The 14,404-nt window shown below is 75.0% G+C and carries 15 protein-coding genes; 10 read left to right on the top strand and 5 right to left on the bottom strand.

The window, feature by feature from the left end; all coding sequences use genetic code 11:
• Nucleotides 1-14: 14 nt before the first annotated feature.
• Nucleotides 15-860, top strand: coding sequence for a spermidine synthase (locus ACFY60_RS16415; RefSeq protein WP_388614533.1), 846 nt, complete (start codon nucleotides 15-17; stop codon nucleotides 858-860).
• Here the strand turns inward: ACFY60_RS16415 and ACFY60_RS16410 are convergent.
• On the bottom strand, nucleotides 822-2,144 hold the full coding sequence (locus ACFY60_RS16410) for an MFS transporter (RefSeq protein WP_388614530.1): 1,323 nt from the start codon (nucleotides 2,142-2,144) through the stop codon (nucleotides 822-824). The genes ACFY60_RS16415 and ACFY60_RS16410 overlap by 39 nt on opposite strands.
• A gap of 97 nt (nucleotides 2,145-2,241) precedes the next feature.
• Entirely contained in the window at nucleotides 2,242-3,375 is a 1,134-nt protein-coding gene (locus ACFY60_RS16405; RefSeq protein ID WP_388614527.1) for a hypothetical protein, read from the bottom strand.
• Between the two features lie 118 nt (nucleotides 3,376-3,493).
• Here ACFY60_RS16405 and ACFY60_RS16400 point away from each other — a divergent pair, with 118 nt between their 5' ends.
• From ACFY60_RS16400 to ACFY60_RS16390, 3 genes are all read left to right on the top strand, one after another.
• Nucleotides 3,494-3,946, top strand: coding sequence for a DUF4442 domain-containing protein (locus ACFY60_RS16400; protein ID WP_309053023.1), 453 nt, complete (start codon nucleotides 3,494-3,496; stop codon nucleotides 3,944-3,946).
• A gap of 110 nt (nucleotides 3,947-4,056) precedes the next feature.
• Nucleotides 4,057-4,476: a helix-turn-helix transcriptional regulator gene (locus tag ACFY60_RS16395; RefSeq protein WP_388614524.1), complete on the top strand. Its 420-nt coding sequence runs from the start codon at nucleotides 4,057-4,059 to the stop codon at nucleotides 4,474-4,476.
• A gap of 205 nt (nucleotides 4,477-4,681) precedes the next feature.
• The gene (locus tag ACFY60_RS16390; protein WP_309053021.1) at nucleotides 4,682-5,344 is read left to right on the top strand and encodes a DedA family protein; all 663 of its coding nucleotides are present in this window, start codon (nucleotides 4,682-4,684) and stop codon (nucleotides 5,342-5,344) included.
• A 152-nt stretch (nucleotides 5,345-5,496) separates the two neighbouring features.
• Here the strand turns inward: ACFY60_RS16390 and ACFY60_RS16385 are convergent, their stop codons facing one another.
• Complete coding sequence (locus ACFY60_RS16385) at nucleotides 5,497-6,024, bottom strand: gamma carbonic anhydrase family protein (RefSeq protein WP_388614521.1); 528 nt, start codon at nucleotides 6,022-6,024, stop codon at nucleotides 5,497-5,499.
• Between the two features lie 119 nt (nucleotides 6,025-6,143).
• Here ACFY60_RS16385 and ACFY60_RS16380 point away from each other — a divergent pair, with 119 nt between their 5' ends.
• The 3 genes from ACFY60_RS16380 (at nucleotide 6,144) to ACFY60_RS16370 (ending at nucleotide 8,242) form a co-directional block, all read left to right on the top strand.
• Nucleotides 6,144-6,902, top strand: coding sequence for an acyltransferase (locus ACFY60_RS16380; protein ID WP_352058486.1), 759 nt, complete (start codon nucleotides 6,144-6,146; stop codon nucleotides 6,900-6,902).
• A gap of 139 nt (nucleotides 6,903-7,041) precedes the next feature.
• Nucleotides 7,042-7,635, top strand: coding sequence for a helix-turn-helix domain-containing protein (locus ACFY60_RS16375; protein ID WP_388614736.1), 594 nt, complete (start codon nucleotides 7,042-7,044; stop codon nucleotides 7,633-7,635).
• Nucleotides 7,636-7,678: 43 nt separating this feature from the next.
• Entirely contained in the window at nucleotides 7,679-8,242 is a 564-nt protein-coding gene (locus ACFY60_RS16370; protein WP_388614518.1) for a YbaK/EbsC family protein, read from the top strand.
• Nucleotides 8,243-8,305: 63 nt separating this feature from the next.
• On the opposite strand, the gene ACFY60_RS16365 is transcribed toward ACFY60_RS16370, so the two are convergent.
• Complete coding sequence (locus tag ACFY60_RS16365; protein ID WP_345286420.1) at nucleotides 8,306-8,728, bottom strand: CoA-binding protein; 423 nt, start codon at nucleotides 8,726-8,728, stop codon at nucleotides 8,306-8,308.
• Between the two features lie 188 nt (nucleotides 8,729-8,916).
• Here ACFY60_RS16365 and ACFY60_RS16360 point away from each other — a divergent pair, with 188 nt between their 5' ends.
• The 3 genes from ACFY60_RS16360 to ACFY60_RS16350 all read left to right on the top strand — a co-directional run bounded on the left by ACFY60_RS16360 (nucleotide 8,917) and on the right by ACFY60_RS16350 (nucleotide 13,896).
• Nucleotides 8,917-9,543, top strand: coding sequence for a YigZ family protein (locus tag ACFY60_RS16360; RefSeq protein WP_388614515.1), 627 nt, complete (start codon nucleotides 8,917-8,919; stop codon nucleotides 9,541-9,543).
• Between the two features lie 127 nt (nucleotides 9,544-9,670).
• Nucleotides 9,671-10,840: an exonuclease SbcCD subunit D gene (locus ACFY60_RS16355; protein ID WP_388614512.1), complete on the top strand. Its 1,170-nt coding sequence runs from the start codon at nucleotides 9,671-9,673 to the stop codon at nucleotides 10,838-10,840.
• Entirely contained in the window at nucleotides 10,837-13,896 is a 3,060-nt protein-coding gene (locus ACFY60_RS16350; protein ID WP_388614509.1) for an AAA family ATPase, read from the top strand. The genes ACFY60_RS16355 and ACFY60_RS16350 overlap by 4 nt, the downstream gene beginning before the upstream one ends.
• Nucleotides 13,897-13,926: 30 nt before the next feature.
• On the opposite strand, the gene ACFY60_RS16345 is transcribed toward ACFY60_RS16350, so the two are convergent.
• Entirely contained in the window at nucleotides 13,927-14,373 is a 447-nt protein-coding gene (locus ACFY60_RS16345; protein WP_388614508.1) for an Lrp/AsnC family transcriptional regulator, read from the bottom strand.
• Nucleotides 14,374-14,404: the final 31 nt, after the last annotated feature.

The raw sequence follows: 14,404 nt of genomic DNA, 5'->3' as shown, positions 1-14,404 counted from the left end.
GGCACAATGGGACGGTGAACGAGCAGATCCCCGTCATCCGCGAGGTCGACCAGGGCACCGCGCGCCTCATGCCCGACGTGGACCGGGAGCGGGCCTGGCTCCTGACGGTCGACGGCGCGCCCCAGTCGTACGTCGACCTCGACGCCCCCGGGCACCTGGAGTTCGAGTACGCCCGCCGGCTCGGCCACGTCGTGGACACCCTGGCCGGTGAGGGCGCGCCGCTCGACGTCCTGCATCTGGGCGGCGGCGGGCTGACCCTGCCCCGGTACGTGGCGGTGACCCGGCCCGGCTCCCGTCAGGACGTCGTGGAGGCCGACCGGGGCCTGCTCGACCTGGTCGCCGAGCACCTGCCGCTGCCTGCCGGCTCCGGGATCACCGTGCACGCGGCGGACGCCCGCGCCTGGCTGGAGTCGGCGCCCGCCGCCTCCGCCGATCTCGTCGTGGGCGATGTCTTCGGCGGCTCGCGCGTCCCCGCGCACCTCACCTCCGTCGAGTACGCGCACCACGTCCGGCGCGTCCTGCGGCCCGGCGGCGTCTACGCCGCCAACCTGGCCGACGGGTCGCCCTTCGCCTTCCTGCGCTCGCAGCTCGCCACCTTCGCCCGGGTCTTCCCCGAGCTGGCCCTGATCGCCGAACCGGGGGTGCTCCGTGGCCGCCGCTTCGGCAACGCCGTGCTCGTCGCCTCCGACCGGGCGGTCGACACCGCCCGGCTCACCCGGCGCACGGCGGCCGACGCCTTCCCCGCCCGGGTGGAGCACGGCCCCGCCCTGGAGCGGTTCACCGGCGACGCGGCGCCGGTCACGGACGCGGGGGCCGTCCCGTCACCCGTTCCCCCGGACGGGGCCTTCGGCATCGGCTGACACCGGTACGGCGCCGCCGCCCGCGACCTCCTTGGTGTGCGAACGGCGCGTCAGGTTCCGTACGTCGGGCACGAGCAGCACCAGCGCGGTGACCAGCGTCATCAGCGCCACCGCGCCCCACAGGGCCTCCCGCCGGCCGAAGGCCTCCTCCGCCGGTCCGGCCAGCGCCGTGGACAGCGGCAGCAGGGCGGTCGAGCCGAACCAGTCGTAGGCGGAGACCCGGGAGAGCTTCTCCTCCGGGATCTCCTGGTGCATCGCCGTCATCCACGAGACGCCGAACACCTCGATCGCCACCCCGCTGACGAACATGGCGAGGGTGAGGCCCGCCGCGTCCAGCGGCACGGCGAGCGCCGCCGAGGGCAGCGCGATCGGGAAGACGCACAGGGTGCCGACGAACAGCAGCCGGCGCGGTTTCCAGCGGGTCATCAGGACCGCGCCCGCCAGGGTTCCCACACCGTAAGCGGCGAGCGCGATGCCCCAGGGGCGCGCGCCGCCGAGTTCGTCGCGCGCCACCATCGGCCCGTACACCGCCTCGACGGCGCCGATCAGCGCCACCACGACCGAGAACTGGGCGACGATCGACCAGAGCCAGGGCCGGCCGACGAACTCGTGCCAGCCCTCGCGGAGGTCGGAGAGCAGTCCGCCGCCGGGCGCCCGCTCGGGGATGCCGCTCACGTCGAGGAAGGCGCGCAGGGCGCCGGCGACGGCGAAGGCGAGGGCGTCGACGGCGAGGACCCAGCCGGGCCCGACGAAGGCGACGAGCGCGCCGCCGAGCGCCGCGCCGCCGATGCCGGCGCCGTGCATGGCCATTCGGTAGACGGCGAAGGCCCGCCCGGCCTGCTCCCCGCTCACGCTCGCCATGAGCATGCCCTCGGCCGCCGGGTTGAAGAAGGCCTGCCCGGCCCCGCAGAGGGCGGTGAGCACCATCATCTGCCAGATGCGGGCCTCGCCGGTGATCACGAGGACGGCGAAGAGGGCCTGCGAGACGCAGTTGAGGGCGTTGGCGGCGACCATCACCCGGTGCCGGGGGAACCGGTCGGCCACCGCCCCGCCGATGAGCAGGAAGAGGACGAGCGGCAGGAAGCGCGCCATGGCCACCATGCCGACCTCGCCCGTGCTGCCCCCGGAGTCGAAGACGGCCCAGGTGGTGGCGATCAGGGCGCCGTGGGCGCCGAGGTTCGTCGCGATGGTCGCGGCGGTCAGCAGCACGTAGTTGCGGCCTGCCCACGCGGGGCGCCGGGAGCGCGCCGGGGGGTGGCCGGGGGAGGCGGCGGGAGTGGTCACCCGGGGACTATCCCTGGCGGCCGCCCCTCCTGCCAAACCGATATCCGGACGGGGGGCCGCCGCCGTCCGGGCGGGGCCCCGCCGCCGGAGGACGGGGTCAGGACTCCGGCGCGAGCCGGACCGTGGACAGGATCTTCTTGATCGTCTCGTCCGGCACCTCGTCCTTCACGCCGTCGGCCCCGTAGAGGACCCACGTCGAGAAGTCGCCCTTCGCGTTCTTGAAGGTGAAGGCGATCGACTTGCCGTCCGTCTCGCACTTGTTGCGCTTCTTCACACCCGGCGCGAGCGCCGTGGACATGCTGCCCTTGAGCCCGGAGGCCGTCGTGTACGGCACGGCCTTCGTGATCTTGATGGTCTTCTGCGGCATGTGCTGCGCGTAACCGCCCCACACCCACGTGCCGGCCTCGCTGAACGCCGCCTCGGAGGTGCTCTTGGCGCCCTGCCCGCCCTTCGTGCCGGCGGTGGCCAGACCCCAGGTCTCCTCGGTGCCGTTCTTGTCGACGTCGTAGGCGCACCACTTGGTCTTCAGGTGGGTCGGCCCCGACATCGTGACCAGCGGGCTGCCGTCGTTCTTCTTCTCGTCCTCGAAGTAGGTGATCGAACCCGGCTTGCTGACCTCCCACTCCGGCGGAACGTCGAAGAGGGTGCCGTACTTGGGGTTGTGCACGACCTTCCAGCCCGGGACCGTCGGCTGGTGCCCGGCCCCGTCACGCGGGTTGTCGACGGTCGGCGGGGTGGAGCTGGGCGTCTCCTCGCCGGGCCCCATGGTGGCGCTGGCGGGCGGCTTGGAGTCCTGCGCGGCCGGCTGCTTCTCGTCCTCGCCGCCGAGCACCAGATAGCCCGTCACACCGGCGGCCACGACGACGGCGGTGGCGGCGGCGATCGCGACCAGGGTGGTCTGCTTCCTCTTCCCGTCACCGGGCCCGGCGGGCTGCGCCGGCCCGGGCATCGCGTACTGCGGCACGGTCGGCTGCTGGTACGGGTTCGGCTGGGCGTACCCCGGCTGCTGGGGGTATCCCTGCGGAGGGCCGGGCTGCGCGGGCGGTCCCGGCGGGGCCGGCGGCTGCGCGTAACCGGGCGGGCCCGGCTGCTGGGGCTGCTGCGGGTAGCCGGGCTGGGCCGGCGGCTGCTGATACGGGTTCGGCTGCTGGTATCCCGGCTGCTGGTACGGATTCTGACTCTGGTCCTGCGGGTTCTGCTCGCCCCCGGGCGGCTGCTGTCCTGGCCACATGGCCAGTAACCATAGAGGTGCGGAGGCGGCCCGGCCACGCCCGCCCCCGTACGCCCCGCGCGGGGGGACCGCGCGAAGGGATGGCCAAGGCTCCTACTGGTGGGTAACATCGCGGTCCATGAGCGCAGACCAGATGTCCGTCGGCGAGATGCTCGCCGCCACGGTCCCCATGGCAGGAACCCTCAACCTGGAGTTCCTGGAGACCACCGCCGAACGCGCCGTCGTGCGCCTCCCGGACCAGCCCGCCTACCACAACCACGTCGGCGGCCCGCACGCCGGAGCCATGTTCACGCTGGCCGAGTCCGCGAGCGGCGCCATCGTGCTCGCCGCCTTCGGCGACCAGCTCCAGCGTGCCGTGCCCCTCGCCGTCAAGGCCGAGATCGGCTACAAGAAGCTCGCCATGGGCGTCGTCACCGCCACCGCCACCCTGGGCCGCCCGGCGGCCGAGGTCGTCGCCGAGCTCGACGCGGGCGAGCGTCCCGAGTTCCCGGTCCACATCGCGATCACGCGCGCGGACGGCGCCGTGACCGGCGAGATGACGGTCGTCTGGACGCTCCGGCCGAACAGCTGATCCCGACGGACGTCGCCGCGCGTCCGGTCCGTACGCGGGGACCCGGGTGAGGAGGCGGTCGGGGCACGGAAGCCGTGCCCCGACCGCCTCCGCCGTGCCAAGGTGGACCCGTGAACCTGGAAGACCTCGTCCGGCTGCGCCGGGCCCGCGACCGGATGGACCGTGCGTACGCGGAGCCGCTCGACGTCACCGCCCTCGCGCGGGGCGCGCACATGTCGCCCGGGCACTTCTCCCGCAGCTTCCGCGCCGCCTTCGGCGAGACGCCGTACAGCTACCTGATGACGCGCCGCGTCGAGCGGGCCAAGGCGCTGCTGCGCCGGGGCGACCTGTCCGTGACGGAGGTCTGCTTCGCGGTCGGCTGCACCTCGCTCGGTTCGTTCAGCACGCGCTTCACCGAGCTGGTCGGCGAGAGCCCCAGCGCGTACCGTGCCCGCGACCACGGGGACGCCGCCGCGCTCCCGGCCTGCGTCTCGAAGATCCACAGCCGCCCCGTGAAGAACGGCGGGACGCGGACGCCGCCGCTGACCTGACGGACGAGGGCGCCGCCGCGCGACCGTGCCCGCCGCCCTTCCCCCGACCGGGTAGGCTGCCCCGGCGCGCCCCGGGCGGCGCGCGCCGGCGCCCGCCCGTGACCACGGCCGGCGCCGGATCGGTGCCGCGGCGCCCCGGAGAACACCGGGGGCGGGTCACCGGGCGCCGATAGGCGGCAGGCAGTCGAAACGGGAGGAAAGCGCGTTGCACGTCCAGGAATGGCTGGAGACGATCCCCCCGATCGCCGTCTACGTCCTCGTCGGTGTGGTGATCGGCCTGGAGAGCCTGGGCATCCCGCTCCCGGGCGAGATCGTGCTCGTCAGCTCGGCGCTGCTCGCCTCGCAGCACGGCGACATCAACCCGTACGTGCTCGGCGGCTGCGCCACCGCGGGCGCCATCATCGGCGACTCGATCGGCTACGCCATCGGCCGCAGGGGCGGCCGGCCGCTCCTCGCCTGGCTCGGGAAGAAGTTCCCCAAGCACTTCAGCGAGGCGAACATCGGCCTCGCGGAGCGGTCCTTCCAGAAGTGGGGCATGTGGGCGGTCTTCTTCGGCCGCTTCGTCGCCCTCCTGCGCATCTTCGCCGGACCGCTCGCGGGCGTCCTGCACATGCCGTACTGGAAGTTCCTCGTCGCCAACGTCTTCGGCGGCATCCTCTGGGCCGGCGGCACCACCGCCGTCATCTACTCGGTCGGCATCGTCGCCGAGGCCTGGCTCAAGCGCTTCTCCTGGCTCGGCCTCGTCCTCGCCGTGCTCGTCGGCCTGACCTCGATGCTCATCATCAGGAACCGGGCGAGGAAGGCGGCGGCGGAGCAGTCGGCCACCGCCCCCGAACAGCGGCCCGAGCCGGTGGCGGTCGGCGACTGACTGGCGTCCGTACGGCACGCGGAGGGCGGCACCCGGCACCGGGTGCCGCCCTCCGCGGCGTACGGACACGAAGTCGTACGGGTACGCGTACGGCTACGGCGCGGGCGGCGCCTCGCGCGTCCGGCGCGGCCCCTTGGAGAGCCCCCTGCCGCTCAGCCCCCGAACGCCTCGGCGTGGCCCTTGGCCAGGTCCAGGTACATCTCGGCGTTGAGCCGGATGCCCGCCCGCTCCTCCTCCGTCAACGGGCGGCGGACCTTCGCAGGAACGCCCGCGACCAGCGAACCGGGCGGTACCTCCATCCCCTGGGGAACGAGCGCCTGCGCCGCCACCAGCGACCCGGCGCCGATCCGCGCCCCGTTGAGCACCGTCGCGCCCATGCCGACGAGCACGTCGTCCTCGATGACGCAGCCGTGGACGGTGGCGTTGTGGCCGACGGTCACGCGGTCGCCGATGGTGACGGGGAAGCCGGGGTCGACGTGGACGGTGCAGTTGTCCTGGATGTTGGAGTCCTCGCCGACCACGATCGGGCCGCAGTCCGCGCGCAGCACCGCGTGGTACCAGACGCTGGCCCGGGCGCCGAGCGTGACCTCGCCCAGGACCACGGAGGTGGGGGCGGTGAACGCGCTCGGGTCGACGCGCGGTTCCCTGCCGCCCACTGCCTTGATCAACGCCTCTGCCATGGTTCGCTCCTGATCGTCCGTGAGGGTGTCGCGCCAGGCGGCAGCCTATGCCGTGCCCATGACGGACATCACAGCGCACCGCACTGATCAGGCACGACGGTGAGGACTACCGTGGCCGGGTGCCCAGGAACAGAAACACGTTCTCCTCCCTCGCCGCCTGGCGGCGCCGGGTCGTCGCCCACGCGCTCCAGGGCGGCTGGCGCTGGGCGCAGCAGGCCGGGGCCGTCACGGCGGAGCACCCGGGACGGCTGCGGTTCCGGCGCCTCGGCGCGGGCACCCGGCTCGCCTTCCCGCAGGGCACGGTCTTCGGGGAGCGGTGGATCGAGATCGGCGAGTGCTGCATCATCGCCGAGCAGGTCACGCTGACGGCGGGCATGATGCCCGGCCTCGACCTGGGCACGGAGACGGTACTGACCCTCGGGAACGGCGTCGTGCTCGGCCGGGGCAGCCACGTCATCGCGGACACCACCGTGACCATCGGTTCGGACACCTACTGCGGGCCGTACGTCTACATCACCTCCACCAACCACAGCTACGACGATCCCGACGAGCCCATCGGCCGCCAGTGGCCCCGTTCCGAGCCCGTCTCCATCGGCCCCGGCTGCTGGCTCGGCACCGGCGCGGTGATCCTGCCGGGCGCCCGGATCGGGCGGAACGTCGTCGTCGCGGCGGGCGCGGTGGTACGCGGCGAGGTCCCCGACCATGCCGTGGTCGCGGGCGCCCCGGCGAAGGTGGTGCGCCGCTGGGACGCCGAGAACGGCTGGCAGCCGCCGCTGCGGACTCCCGCCCCGGTGCCGCTGCCGGCGGACGTCACACCCGAACAGCTCGCCGCCCTGGCGGCCTGGGAGGTCGAGCAGGCGGCCGGCGCCTCCTCGTAGCCGCCGGACGGGTCCGGGGGCCGGCGCGGGCGCGTGGAGGTACGGCCCGGAGCAGGGCAGTACAGTGCAGTGAACGATCGGATGCACCCCACCGCAGTTCATCCTGTTGAACTCTGTCATCCAAAATATGGGACGGAACGTGTCGGACCTCGACCAGCTCACGCAGTCGCTCGCCCGGAACCTGAAGCGCTGGCGCAACGAGCGGGGCTTCACGCTCGACGCCCTCGCCGCCCGGGCCGGCGTCAGCCGGGGCATGATCATCCAGATCGAGCAGGCCCGGACGAACCCCAGCGTCGGTACCACCGTGAAGCTCGCCGACGCCCTCGGCGTCTCGATCACGACCCTCCTCGACCACGAGCAGGGCCCCCAGGTCCGGATCGTCCCGCCGGACCAGGCCGTCCGCATGTGGTCGACCCCGGCCGGCAGCAGCACCACCCTCCTCGTCGGCGCCGAGGCCCGCGGCCCCCTGGAGCTGTGGTCCTGGACCCTCATGCCCGGCGACGCCAGCGCCTCCGACCCGCACCCCGAGGGCACGACCGAGCTGCTGCACGTCACGGCCGGGACGCTCACCCTCGTCGTGGACGGCCAGGAACACCGCATCCCCGCCGGCAGCTCCGCCGTCTTCGAGGCCGGCGCGCCCCACGCGTACCGCAACGACGGTGCCGAGCCGGCCACCCTGACCATGGCCGTCTCCATCCCGCCGGTGCGCCGGGCCGCCCCGCCCACCCGCTGAGACACCCGGGCGCGCGGCCCGCGGGCCTTGTTAGCGTGCCCGCATGCGCGCACCCATCGGAGACTTCGACCGGGCCCGGCCCGCCCCCGAGTGCCTGGAGCTCCTCACCGAGCCCGTCGCGGCCGCCGTCCGCGCCTGGACGGGCACCGTCCCCGCCGACCAGCTGCTGTACGTGGACACCGACCCGGACATCGCGGACACCGCCGTCTTCGTCGAGCACCACGGGGCCGGACTGCTCGACGCCTCGGCCAACTGCGTGGTCCTCGCGGGGAAGCGCGGCGAGACCACGACCCTGGCCGCCTGTGTGGTGAAGTCGGCAACCCGCGTCGACGTGAACGGCGTCGCCCGCAAGCACCTCGGCGCCCGCAAGGCCAGCTTCGCGCCGATGGACACCGCGACCGGCGAGTCAGGGATGGAGTACGGCGGGATCACCCCGATCGGCCTGCCGGCGGCCTGGCCGGTCCTCGTGGACGCGACCGTCGTGGACACCCCGTGGGTGCTCATCGGCAGCGGCCGGCGCCGCGGCAAGCTCATCGTGCCGGGCAAGGCCCTCGCGGACCTGCCCGGCGCCGTCGTCCTCGAAGGCCTCGGCGTCCCCGCCGCCTGACCGCCGGGCCCGGCCCGCGCGGACAGCCGCCCGACCGCCCGCCCCGCCCGGTACGGTACGGCCTCAGCCCAGCCGGGGGATCTCGATGGCGGGGCAGCGGTCCATCACCATGTCCAGCCCGGCCGCCCGGGTCCGGGCGTACGCCTCCTCGTCGACGACGTCCAGCTGGAACCAGACGGCCTTCGCGCCCACCGCCACGGCCTCGTCCGCGATGCCGCCGGCCAGCTCGCTGTTGACGAACACGTCGACCACGTCCACCGGGAACGGGACGTCCGCGAGGGACGCGTACCCCTGCTCGCCGTGGACCGTCTCCGCCTTCGGGTGCACCGGCACGATCCGCTTCCCGAACCGCTGGAGCACGGCCGCCACCTGGTAGGCGGCCCGGGAGCGGTTCGAGGAGAGGCCCACGATCGCCCAGGTGTCCCCGGACTCGGTGAGGATCCTGCGTACGGTGTCCGACTCGGTGGTCGTGGTCTCGACGCTCATCGCCGTGCCTACTCTCGCTCGCTCGGAAGTGCTGTCATCCGCGTCAACGAGCCGCCACGGCGCGTGATTCCCGCCGGCCGCACCCGCCACCGCGGCCCCCCACGGTGCCATCCGCCCCGTCACCGCCGGGTCACCCTCCGCTCCGGCCGCCGGGACCGGCCGGAGCGGAGGGAACGTAGGCTGGCCGGATGCAGGAGCAGTACCGCACCCTCGCCCGTGAAGGCGTCCACGAGACCGAGATCAACCGCTCGCGCTTCCTCTGCGCGCTCGCGCCCGTCGCCGACGAGCGGGAGGCGCAGGAGTTCGTGGCGCGGATCCGCAGGGAGCACCCGACCGCCACCCACAACTGCTTCGCCTACGTCCTCGGCGCCGACGCCTCCGTCCAGAAGGCCAGCGACGACGGCGAACCGGGCGGCACCGCCGGCGTCCCCATGCTCCAGATGCTGCTGCGCCGCGAGATGCGGTACGTCGCCGCCGTCGTCACCCGCTACTACGGCGGCGTGAAGCTCGGCGCCGGCGGGCTCATCCGCGCGTACGGCGGCGTCGTCGGCGAGGCCCTCGACGCGCTCGGCACGATCACCCGGCAGCGCTTCCGGCTCGCCACCGTCACCGTCGACCACCAGCGCGCCGGGAAACTGGAGAACGACCTGCGGGCCACCGGCCGCGCCGTCCGCGACGTCCGGTACGCCGACGCCGTCACCCTGGAGATCGGCCTCCCCGACGCCGACGTCCCCGCCTTCCGCGCCTGGCTCGCCGACGCCACCGCCGGCACGGCCGGCTTCGCGCTCGGCGGCGAGGCGTACGGGGACGCCTGAGCGGAGGCCGGGGCCGGGGGAACACCGGACCCGGCACGGCCACGCCTCCCGCCGGGTTAGCGTGGAGGCCGCACACGACGGGAATCAGGGGCGAGGAGCACGGGCACATGCGGGGTGGGACGGCATCGTGAGGTTCCTGCACACCTCGGACTGGCACCTCGGCCGGTCCTTCCACCGCGTCGGCCTGCTCGACGCCCAGGCCGCCTTCCTCGACCACCTCGTGGACACGGTCCACGCGCGCGAGGTCGACGCCGTCCTCGTCGCCGGGGACGTCTACGACCGGGCCGTCCCCCCGCTGCCCGCCGTCGCCCTCTTCGACAGCGCCCTGCACCGCCTCGCCGAGGCCGGGGTGCCCACCGTCATGATCTCCGGCAACCACGACTCGGCCCGCCGCCTCGGCGTCGGCGCCCGGCTCATCGAACGCGCCGGCATCCACCTCCGTACCGACCCCGCCGGCATCGGCAGCCCCGTCGTCCTCCGCGACGGCCACGGCGACGTGGCCCTCTACGGCCTGCCCTACCTCGAACCGGCGCTCGTCCGGGCCGAGCTGGGCGCCGAGCGGACCGGCCACGAGGCCGTGCTCACCGCCGCCATGGACCGGGTCCGCGCCGACCTCGCCGGCCGGCCCCCCGGCACCCGCTCGATCGTCCTCGCCCACGCCTTCGTCGCCGGCGGCGCCGCCAGCGACAGCGAACGCGACATCACCGTCGGCGGCGTCTGTGCCGTGCCCGCCACCGTCTTCGACGGGGTCGACTACGTCGCCCTCGGCCACCTCCACGGCAGCCAGACCCTCACCCCCCGGGTGCGCTACTCCGGCTCCCCGCTCGCCTACTCCTTCTCCGAGGCCGACCACCGCAAGACCATGTGGCTGATCGACCTCGGCGCCGACGGCGCCGTCGAGGCGGCCGAACGCGTCGACTGCCCCGTCCCCCGCCCCCTCGCCCGCCTCCGGGGCCGCCTGGAGGACCTCCTCGCCGACCCCGCCCACGCCCGCCACGAGGACTCCTGGGTCGAGGCCACCCTCACCGACCCCGTACGGCCCGCCGAACCCATGGCCCGCCTCACCGCACGCTTCCCGCACACCCTGAACCTGGTCTTCGACCCCGAGCGGACCGCGGGCGACCCGCACGCCTCCTACGCCCGCCGACTGCGCGACCGCACCGACCAGCAGATCGCGGAGGACTTCGTGGCCCACGTGCGCGGCGGAGCCGGACTCGACGGGGCGGAACGCGCGATCCTCCACGGGGCCTTCGACGACGTACGCGTCGACACCGCCGAACGCGAGGTGGGACGGTGAGACTGCACCGCCTGGAGATCACCGCGTTCGGCCCCTTCGCCACCACCCAGACAGTCGACTTCGACGCCCTGTCCTCGGCCGGCCTCTTCCTCCTCCACGGACCCACCGGCGCCGGCAAGACCTCCGTCCTCGACGCGGTCTGCTTCGCCCTGTACGGCAGCGTCCCCGGCGCCCGCCAGACGCCCGGCGGCTCCCTGCGCAGCGACCACGCGCCCGTCGGCACGTCCACCGAGGTCCTCCTCGAACTGACCGTGGGGGAGCGGCGCCTGGAGATCACCCGCCGCCCCGCCCAGCAGCGGCCCAAGAAGCGCGGCGGCGGCCTCACCACCGAGAAGGCGCAGACCTGGCTGCGCGAACGCGACCCCGCCACCGGCGTGTGGACCGGACTCAGCAGGTCCCACCAGGAGATCGGCGAGGAGATCACCCAGCTCCTCGGCATGAGCCGCGACCAGTTCTGCCAGGTCGTCCTCCTCCCGCAGGGGGACTTCGCCCGCTTCCTGCGCGCCGACGCCGAGGCCCGCGGCAAGCTCCTCGGACGCCTCTTCGACACCCGCCGCTTCGCCGCCGTCGAGGACCGCCTCGCCGAACTGCGCCTCGCCGCCCAGCGGCAGGTGGAGGAGGGCGACCGGCGGCTCCTCGCCCTCGCCGAGCGCATGGCGCAGGCCGCCGGGGGCCTCGGAGCCGCCCGCAGCCCCGTGGAGGGCAGGCCCGGCGACCCCGGCCTCACCGACGCCGTCCTCACCTGGGCGGCCGTCGCCCGCACCGAGGCCCGGGAGGCCGTCGACCGCGCCTCCGTACGCCTCGCCGCTGCCGAGGACCGGCAGGCCGCCGCCCGTGCCGCCCTCGACGCCGAACGGGACCTCGCCGAGCGCCAGGCCCGGCACGCCGAGGCGCTCCTGCGGCGCGAGCGGCTCACCGCCCGGGCCCCCGAACGGGACCGCGACCAGGAAACCCTCGACCGGTCCCTCAAGGCCGACCGGGTGGCGCCCGCGCTGGGCCTGCGGCGCGACGCCGAACGCGCCCACACCGCCGCCGTCCGGGCCCGTGAGGGCGCTCTCGCCGTCCTGCCCGAGCGGCTCGCCGACGCGAGCGCCGAACAGCTCTCCGCGCTCGAACACCGGCTGCGGGGAGAGCTCGGGGCGCTCGACTCCGCCCGGCGCGCGGAGCGGCGCGCCGCCCTGCTCGCCGAGGAACGGTCCGTACTGGACCGGGAGGCGCGCGCCGACGAGGACGCCCTGGAGGACGCGGCCGGCTGGCTCGCGGACTGGGAGCCGCGCCGGGCCGCGCTCGCCGCCCGGGTGGAGGCGGCGCAGGAGGCCGCGGCCCGCGCCGAGCACCTCGCGGGCCGCCTGGAACCCGCCCGCCGGCGGCTCGCCGCGGCCCGCCGCCGGGACGCGCTCGCCGGGGACGTCCGGGCGGCCGAGGAGCGGCTCGCCGCGGCCCGCGAGCGTCGCAACACCGCCCACGAGGAGTGGCTCGACGTCAAGTCCCGCCGGCTGCGGGGCATCGCCGCCGAACTCGCGGCCTCCCTCGCCCCGGGCGCCCCCTGCCAGGTCTGCGGCTCCGCCGACCATCCGGCCCCCGCCCGCGCGACCGCCGACCACGTCGACCGGGCCACCGAGGAGGCCGCCTACGCGGCCTACACCCGCGCCGAGGAGACCCGGACCGCCGCCGAACGCGACCTCGCCGTCACCCGCGAGTCCTGGTCCGCGGCCCGCACCGAGGTCCTGTCCCCGGCACCGGCCACCGCGGCCACCGAGGAGGACCCGGCCGCCGAACCGGCCGTCACCGTGCTCGCCGACGCCGTGGCCGGACTGGAGCGGGAGCACGCCGGGGCGCACGCGCTCGCCGCGCAGGCGCACCCCGCCCGCGAGGCGCTCGCGCGCGCCGGGCGGGAGTACGAGGAACGGGTCGCCGCGCAGCGGGAGGCGGAGCGTCGGGTGGCCGCCCGGACCTCACGGCGCGAGGCCCTGGACCGCGAGCGGGCCGCGCTCGACGAGGAACTCGCCCGGGGTCGCGGCGAGTTCGCCACCGTGGCCGAACACGCCACCCGTCTGGAGCGGCGCATCGCCACCCTCGTCGGCGCCGCCGGAGCCGTACGGGAGGCCGAACTCGCCGCCCAGCGGCTCAAGGAGGCCGACGACCGGCTCGCCGACGCCGCCTACCGCGCCGGCTTCGCCACCCCCGACGAGGCCGCCGCCGCGCTCCTCGACGACACCGAACGGCGCGCGCTCCAGCACCGCGTCGACGCCTGGCAGGCCGAGGCCGCCGCCGTCGCCGACCGGCTCGCCGAGCCCGCCACCCGGGCCGCCGCCGCGTGCCCGCCCGCCGACCCGGAGACCGCGGCCGCCGCCCACAGCACGGCCGAACGCGCCCTGCGCGACGCGGCGTCGGCGCTGGCCGCCGCCCGCGAGCGGGCCCGGGACCTCGCCACGCTCTCCCGGCAGGCCGAGACCGAGGTCCGCCGCCTCGGGCCGCTCCGCGCGGAACACGACCGGGTGGCCCGGCTCGCCGCCCTCACCGCCGGCACCTCCGCCGAGAACGAGCGCCGGATGCGCCTGGAGTCGTACGTGCTCGCCGCCCGGCTCGAGCAGGTCGCCGCCGCCGCGACCGCCCGGCTCCTGCGCATGTCCTCCGGGCGCTACACCCTGGTCCACTCCGACGCCCGCTCCGGCGGCAGACGGGCCGGCCTCGGCCTGCACGTCGTGGACGCCTGGACCGGCAACGAACGTGACACCGCCACCCTCTCCGGCGGGGAGACCTTCTTCGCCTCCCTCGCGCTCGCCCTCGGCCTCGCGGACGTGGTGACCGAGGAGGCCGGCGGCGTCCGGCTCGACACGCTCTTCATCGACGAGGGCTTCGGCAGCCTCGACGACCAGACGCTCGACGAGGTGCTCGACGTCCTGGACTCCCTGCGCGAGCGGGACCGCAGCGTCGGCATCGTCAGCCACGTCGCCGACCTGAGGCGGCGCGTCCCCGCCCAGCTGGAGGTCGTCAAGGGCCGCCGCGGCTCCTCGGTGCGCCTGCGCACGGACGGCGAGGCCCTCGGGGGCTGAGGACGTCCCCGCCCCGCCCGGGGCAGCCCGTCAGCGGCCGATCGGGCGCCGGGGGAGGGGCGAGGAGTACACCACGCTCGTGGTCACCGAACCGAGCCCGGCGATCTTTCCGGTGATCTCCTCCAGGTGCCGCATGGAGCGGGCGGCGACCTTCAGGACGAAGCAGTCGTCGCCGGTCACGTGGTGTGCCTCCAGGACCTCGGGCGTGGCCTCGATCAGGTCGTGGAAGGGCTTGTAGTTGCCGTGCGGATAGCGCAGCCGGGCGAAGGCGAGGATCGGCAGGCCGAGCCGTTCCTGGTCCACCACCGCCGTGTAGCCGGCGATCACGCCGGCCTCCTCCAGGCGCCGCACCCGCTCGGTCACGGCGGACGGCGACATGGAGACGGCGCGGGCGAGCTCGGCGAAGCTGGCCCGGCCCTGGGACTGGAGGGCCTCGAGGATGCGCCAGTCGGTGGCGTCGGGAACGTACTGGGTCACGGACGAAGACAACAGGGCGATCCCCGGCGGA

It is taken from the genome of Streptomyces sp. NPDC012827, from assembly GCF_042900905.1.
Classification (GTDB): domain Bacteria; phylum Actinomycetota; class Actinomycetes; order Streptomycetales; family Streptomycetaceae; genus Streptomyces; species Streptomyces gulbargensis.
This window is presented reverse-complemented; position numbering and strand designations above follow the sequence as displayed.